This window comes from Rhodanobacter sp. Root179 (assembly GCF_001428465.1).
Classification (GTDB): domain Bacteria; phylum Pseudomonadota; class Gammaproteobacteria; order Xanthomonadales; family Rhodanobacteraceae; genus Rhodanobacter.
Genome location: NZ_LMHR01000073.1, coordinates 71,067 through 77,693 on the forward strand (window position 1 = coordinate 71,067; position 6,627 = coordinate 77,693).

Here is a 6,627-nt window from a genome sequence, read left to right on the forward strand (position 1 = left end):
GCTTGCATTCACTTCACGGGACGCGGTGATAATCGGGGCATTCTCAGGGAGTCTTCATGAATTCGATGCCGCCGATCGCCGATCTCGACTTGCGTCGTGCCTCGCTTTGCCAATTGCTGCACTGGCTGGCCACCGGCCGGGTGCAGCCGCGGGTGCTGGCCGATGTCTACCAGCAGGCGATCGAACGGCTGGACCCCGAACTGCATGCTTATGTCGACCAGCGTTCGGGCCTGCTGCAGGATCAGGCGGACCTGGCCGACCGGCGTCGTCGCGACGGCGTGATCGGACGGCTGGACGGCATTCCGCTGGCGGTGAAGGACAACTTCGACATCGCCGGCTGGCCTACACGGGTCGGTCTCCCCGGTCGCGGCAAACCGGTGCAGGAGGATGCCCACGTGGTGGCGCGGCTGCGTGCTTCCGGCGCGCTGCTGGTGGGCAAGACCAACATGGACGAAGGCGCGCTGGGTGCCACCACCGACAATCCGCACTTCGGCGCCACCCACAATCCGCATCGGCACGGCTACACCGCCGGCGGCTCTTCCGGCGGTGCGGCGGCAGCCGTCGCCGCGGGCCTGGCGGTGGCCGCGGTGGGTTCGGACAGCCTCGGCTCGATCCGCATCCCGGCGAGCTACTGCGGCCTGTATGCATTGAAGCCGACGCACGGCGAAATTTCCGCCCGTGGCCTGGTGCCGGCGGCGCGGCGACTGGATGCCGTCGGCCTGCTGGCGCGCAGCGCCGACGACCTGACCGTCCTGCTGCAGGTGTTGGCCGGCTACGACGCCGACGATGCGCGTTCGCGCCGTCGGCGTGTCGCGTTCGCCCTGCCGGACTGGGAGCCGGGCAACCTGCGCGCCGGCCTGCTGCCGGATCTCGCTGGCGTGGGCGTGCAGCCGGAGGTGATCGAGGTGTTCGAGTCGGCGCTGGCGAAACTCCCGCATGCGCTGGGTGATCGGCGCACGGTGGATTTCGCCGACTGGGATTTCGCCCGCACGCGCCGCGCCGGCCTGCTGCTGATGGAGGCGGAGATGCTCGGCACCTTCGCCGCCGACCTGGCCAACACCGAGCGCCCGGTATCGGAGCGCTTCCGTCAGATGCTCGGCTACGCCGGCCGCAAGAGCGCGGCGGATTATGCGGCGGCCGACCGCGTGCTGGATGCGGCCACGCTGAAAATGCGCCGGCTGTTTTCCCGGGTCGACGTGCTGGTCATGCCGACCACGCCCCAGGGAGCGTTCCCGCTGGATGGCCCGGTGCCCGATTCGCAGGCCGACCTCACCAGCTTCGCCAGTCTGGCCGGTTGCCCCGCGGTGAGCCTGCCGATGGGAACGCTGCCCAACGGCATGCCGGTGGGACTGCAACTGGTCGGTGCGCGCGGTTCGGATCTGCGCCTGCTGGAACTGGCGGCAGTATGCGCGGCGACGCTGGATGCCGACCCGGCCTATCCGGTGCTTGCCTGAGGATCGGATAACATGCGGTGCTTGTCGCATCGACGCGGCCCCTGATCCCACATCGCGAAACTCCAGTGTCTGATGGCATGACATCCGTACCGGTCGCATCCTCATCCCATCTCGACGAACTCGAGGCCGAAAGCATCCACATCCTGCGCGAAGTGCAGGCGGCCTTCCGGCACCCGGTGATGCTGTATTCGATCGGCAAGGATTCCTCGGTGCTGCTGCACCTGCTGCGCAAGGCGTTCCATCCGGGCCGCCCGCCGATGCCGTTGCTGCACGTCGACACGACCTGGAAGTTCCGCGAGATGATCGCCTTCCGCGACCGCCTGGCCGCGACCGGCGAGATCGACCTGCTGGTGCACATCAACCAGGACGGCGTGCGCCAGGGCATTTCGCCACTGACCCACGGCGCCACCGTGCACACCGACGTGATGAAGACCCAGGCGCTGAAGCAGGCGCTGAACCAGCAAGGCTTCGATGCGGCGATCGGCGGCGCCCGCCGCGACGAGGAGAAATCCCGCGCGAAGGAACGCATCTTCTCGTTCCGCAACGCCCAGCATCGCTGGGATCCGCGCAGTCAGCGGCCGGAGTTCTGGCACACCTTCAACACGCACATCCACAAGGGTGAAAGCGTGCGGGTGTTCCCGCTGTCGAACTGGACCGAGATGGACGTGTGGCATTACATCGAGCGCGAAGGCATCGAGGTCGTGCCGCTGTACTTCGCCAGACCCCGGCCGGTGGTCGAGCGCGATGGCGCGCTGATCATGGTCGACGACGAACGCTTCGTGTTGCGCGAGGGCGAATCGGTGCAGATGCGCGAGGTACGCTTCCGCACGCTCGGCTGTTACCCGTTGACCGGGGCAGTCGAGTCCTCGGCCGACACGCTGGCGAAGATCATCGACGAGATGGCGCATTCGTGCAGTTCGGAGCGACAGGGCCGCGTGATCGACCAGGATGCTTCCGCCTCGATGGAGCGCAAGAAACAGGAAGGCTATTTCTGATGACCGTGCCCAGCGTACCGGGACTGCTCCGCTTCATTACCTGCGGGAGCGTCGACGACGGCAAGAGCAGCCTGCTCGGACGCCTGCTCTACGATGCCGGCATGCTGCCGGACGACCAGCTGGCCGCGCTGGAACGGGACAGCCGTCGCCAACATGGCGTCGGCAGCGACATGCTCGATTTCGCCCTGCTCACCGACGGCCTGGATGCGGAGCGCGAGCAGGGCATCACCATCGATGTGGCCTACCGCTATTTCCATACCGCGCGGCGCAGCTTCATCGTGGCCGACTGCCCCGGGCACGAGCAGTACACCCGCAACATGGCCACCGGCGCGTCCAACGCGGAGCTTGCCGTGGTGCTGGTCGACGCACGCAAGGGCGTGCTGACGCAGACCCGGCGACATACCTACATATGCGCGCTGCTGGGTATCCGCCAACTGGTGCTGGCGGTGAACAAGATGGACCTGGTCGACTTCGACCAGGCAGCCTTCGAGGCGATTGCCGCCAGCTACCGCGAGCTTGCTGCCGAGCTGGGCATCGACCAGGTGCATTGCCTGCCGGTGGTGGCGCTGAGTGGCGACAACGTGGGTACGCGTTCGAGGCGCATGCCCTGGTATGCCGGCGACAGCCTGCTCGGCCTGCTGGAATCCGCCGACGTCACGCCCGTTCGCGCCGCCGATTTCCGCATGCCGGTGCAATGGGTGAGCCGGCCGGATCACAGCTTTCGCGGTTACGCCGGCACGATCTGCGGTGGCCGCGTGTCCTGCGACGATGAGATCGTGGTGCAGCCCGGCGGGCAGCGTGCGCACGTCGCGCGTATCGTCACCGCCGATGGCGACCTGGCCCAGGCAGGCGAAGGGCAGGCGGTGACGCTGTGCCTGGATCGCGAGATCGACATCATCCGCGGCGACGTGCTGGCCGACGCGCTGCATCCCGCGCAGGTGGCCGACCAGTTCGCCTGCCACCTGCTGTGGGTGGGCGATGCGCCATTGCTGCCCAACCGCGACTATTGGCTGAAGCTCGGCACGCGCACGGTCAGTGCCCGGGTGATGTCGATCAGGCACAAGGTGGACGTCAACAGCCAGGCGAAACTGGCGGCGCGACAGCTGCTGTTGAACGAAGTAGGCAGCTGCACGCTGGGACTCGACGAGGAAATCGCGTTCGAGACCTATGCCGACAACCGCACCCTGGGCGGCTTCATCCTGATCGACCGCCAGAACAATGCCACGGTGGCCTGCGGCATGCTGGACTTCGCGCTGCGGCGCTCGGCCAACGTGCACTGGCAGCATGTCGACATCGACAAGCAGGTACGCGCCTCCAGCAAGGGGCAGCAGCCGTTGTGCCTGTGGTTCACCGGCCTGTCCGGCGCGGGCAAGTCGACCGTTGCGAACCTGGTCGAGCGCAGGCTGCATGCACTGGGTTGCCACACCTATCTGCTCGACGGCGACAATGTGCGCCATGGCATCAACAAGGATCTGGGTTTCACCCCGGAGGACCGCGTCGAGAACATCCGGCGCATCGCCGAGGTGGCGCACCTGATGGTGGACGCGGGCCTGATCGTGCTGGTCAGCGCGATCTCGCCGTATCGCGGCGAGCGACGTTCCGCGCGCGACATGTTCGAGCCGGGCGAGTTCATCGAGGTGTTCGTGGACGCCTCGCTGGAGGAATGCGAGCGACGCGACCCCAAGGGCCTGTACCGCAAGGCACGGTCCGGCGCGATCCGCAATTTCACCGGCATCGATGCACCCTACGAAAGACCCGAGGCGGCGGAAGTCCACCTGCTGGCCGACGGTCGGCGCGCCGAGGCACTCGCCGAACAGGTCATCGCCAGCCTGCCAGGTCTGGACTGAGCGGGCGGGGAGGGGGGACTCGGCTTGGATTGCCGGGTGCTGGCGGGGATAATGGCCCATCCCCTCCGCAAGGCTGCGTCGCAATGACCGAGAAGACCGTACTCAATGCCACCCATCGCGCACTCGGTGCACGCATGGTCGATTTCGGTGGCTGGGACATGCCGATCAACTACGGCTCGCAGATCGAGGAGCATCACGCGGTACGCCGCGAGGCCGGCATGTTCGACGTTTCGCACATGACCGTGATCGATCTGCATGGTGCGCGGGTCCGCGACTTCCTTCGCCACCTGCTGGCCAACAGCATCGACAAGCTGAAGGTGCAAGGCAAGGCGCTGTATTCCTGCATGCTCGACGAGCGTGGCGGCGTGATCGACGACCTGATCGTGTATTACCTGGGCGACGAGTTCTACCGGCTGGTGGTCAATGCCGGCACCCGCGCCAAGGACCTGGCCTGGATCGAGCTTCAGGCGCAGGCGTTCGAGGTGCAGGTGAAGGAGCGTCCCGAGTTCGCGATGATCGCGGTGCAGGGCCCGGCCGCCCGCGCCAAGGTGCTGGGGCTGTTGCATGAAGTGGATCGCGCGCGCATCGAGAAGCTCGGCAAGTTTGCCGCTGCCGCGGCGCAGGGGCCGCACGGCATGCCACTGTTCGTGGCGCGCACCGGTTACACCGGCGAGGACGGTTTCGAGATCGTGGTTCCCGCCGAGCATGCCGTCGCCCTGTGGGAAGCACTGGCTGCGGCGGGTGTCGCGCCGGCCGGCCTCGGCGCGCGCGATACCTTGCGCCTGGAGGCGGGCATGAACCTGTATGGTCAGGACATGGACGAGACGGTCACGCCGTGGGAGGCGAACCTGGCCTGGACCATCGCGCTGGACGAGGGACGCGACTTCATCGGTCGCGCCGCGCTGGAGCAGCAGAAGGCTGCCGGCGTGCCGCGCGTAATGGTCGGGCTGGTGCTGGATGACAAGGGCGTGCTGCGCCACGGCCAGAAGGTGCTGACCGCGAACGGCGAGGGCGAGATCCTTTCGGGCAGCTTTGCGCCCACCCTGAACAAGGCGGTGGCGTTCGCACGCATCCCGGCCGGCGCGCCGGGTGACGTGCGCGTCGACATCCGCGGTCGCGAGGTGCCGGTGCGTCTGGTGAAATATCCCTTCGTGCGCGACGGCAAACCCTGCGAAGGGATCTAGGTTGTCGTCATGCACGTGCCGCTCGCGGCACATTCTTCCCGCAGGCGGATGTGGCTAGAATCACCGCCTGCAACCCAACCCAACGAGTGGACCCCGATCATGAGCGAGATTCCCGGCGATCTGAAATTTCTCAAATCCCACGAGTGGGCCCGCGTCGAAGACGACGGCCTGGTACGGGTGGGCATCTCCGATCACGCGCAGGGCCAGCTTGGCGACCTCGTCTACGTCGAGCTGCCCGAAGTCGGTTCGGCGGTGAAGGCTGGCGCCGGCGCTGCCGTGGTGGAGTCGGTGAAGGCGGCGTCGGACATCTACTCCCCGGTCTCGGGCGAGGTTGTCGAGGTCAACGAGCTGCTCAATGACAAGCCGGAAACCATCAACGAGGATGCCTTCGGTGAAGGCTGGATCTTCCTGGTGCGTCCCAGCGATCGTGCCGAGCTCGACGAACTGCTGGATGCGAACGACTACCAGGATGTGGTCGAGAACGAAGACCACTGAGTCTTTCGCTCGTCGAGTGATGTTCCGCCGGCCGCTTTTGCGGCCGGCGCCGTTTTTGCGATAGCGGTTTGCCCGCTCGGGATGGTTCGCCGTGCTGCGTCGGAGCCTTCTTTTCGCAAGGCAATCGCGCTGCACTTTCCCGGGACGGGTAGCGCAGGATCAGTGGTAAATCGTCGGGAAGTTCGCGTGGATTTTTCGCTGCAATCTTCCCCGGCAATTTTCCGTCACGCAGTCTTCGAACGGAGCGCGGCGACGATCGATCGGTCCGCGAGCGCGTGCTCGCACGTCGTCCTTCCTGGAGAAGTCGGGACGCATCATCTGGTCGACGATGCATTCCGGGCCTGCCCGACCCGGGATCGGGCCATCTTTCGGCTAGTCGGAAAAATGATTTCAGTCGCGTTCCGTTCATCTGTCGGCGACGGTGTTGCGGTGGCCATTTTGCATCGCGCCAGAGAATCGCTTTCGCGCGGAAGATTTTCAACATTTTTTCGTCGCGAATGGCGAAAGCCTTGCAGGACAAGGCTTTCAAGGTGTTGGTCAAATTCTGATCAAAATCCGTTTGGAAGTATGGACGTCCAATTGAAAGATGCATGCAAACCCCGCAGGCCGCGTCGCGCGGTGGTTCCGGGCGGATCGCGGCCGGTCGGGCGGG

5 protein-coding genes are annotated in these 6,627 nt (G+C 66.1%); all 5 read left to right on the plus strand.

What is annotated here, in order from left to right; genetic code table 11:
* Positions 1–56 precede the first annotated feature (56 nt).
* The 5 genes from ASD82_RS08510 (at position 57) to gcvH (ending at position 5,975) form a co-directional block, all read left to right on the plus strand.
* Positions 57–1,454, plus strand: a complete 1,398-nt coding sequence (locus tag ASD82_RS08510; RefSeq protein WP_056717398.1) for an amidase — start codon at positions 57–59, stop codon at positions 1,452–1,454.
* A gap of 77 nt (positions 1,455–1,531) precedes the next feature.
* Positions 1,532–2,449, plus strand: a complete 918-nt coding sequence (cysD, locus tag ASD82_RS08515; RefSeq protein WP_056717399.1) for a sulfate adenylyltransferase subunit CysD — start codon at positions 1,532–1,534, stop codon at positions 2,447–2,449.
* On the plus strand, positions 2,449–4,296 hold the full coding sequence (cysC, locus tag ASD82_RS08520; RefSeq protein ID WP_056717400.1) for an adenylyl-sulfate kinase: 1,848 nt from the start codon (positions 2,449–2,451) through the stop codon (positions 4,294–4,296). Before cysD ends, cysC begins: the two co-directional genes overlap by 1 nt.
* 83 nt (positions 4,297–4,379) lie before the next feature.
* Positions 4,380–5,480 carry a glycine cleavage system aminomethyltransferase GcvT gene (gene gcvT / locus ASD82_RS08525; protein ID WP_056717401.1) on the plus strand — a complete coding sequence of 367 codons (1,101 nt, stop codon included), beginning with the start codon at positions 4,380–4,382 and terminating at the stop codon, positions 5,478–5,480.
* 99 nt (positions 5,481–5,579) lie between these two features.
* Positions 5,580–5,975 (plus strand): glycine cleavage system protein GcvH, encoded by a 396-nt coding sequence (gcvH, locus tag ASD82_RS08530; RefSeq protein WP_056717402.1) that lies wholly within the window; start codon positions 5,580–5,582, stop codon positions 5,973–5,975.
* Positions 5,976–6,627 lie beyond the last annotated feature (652 nt).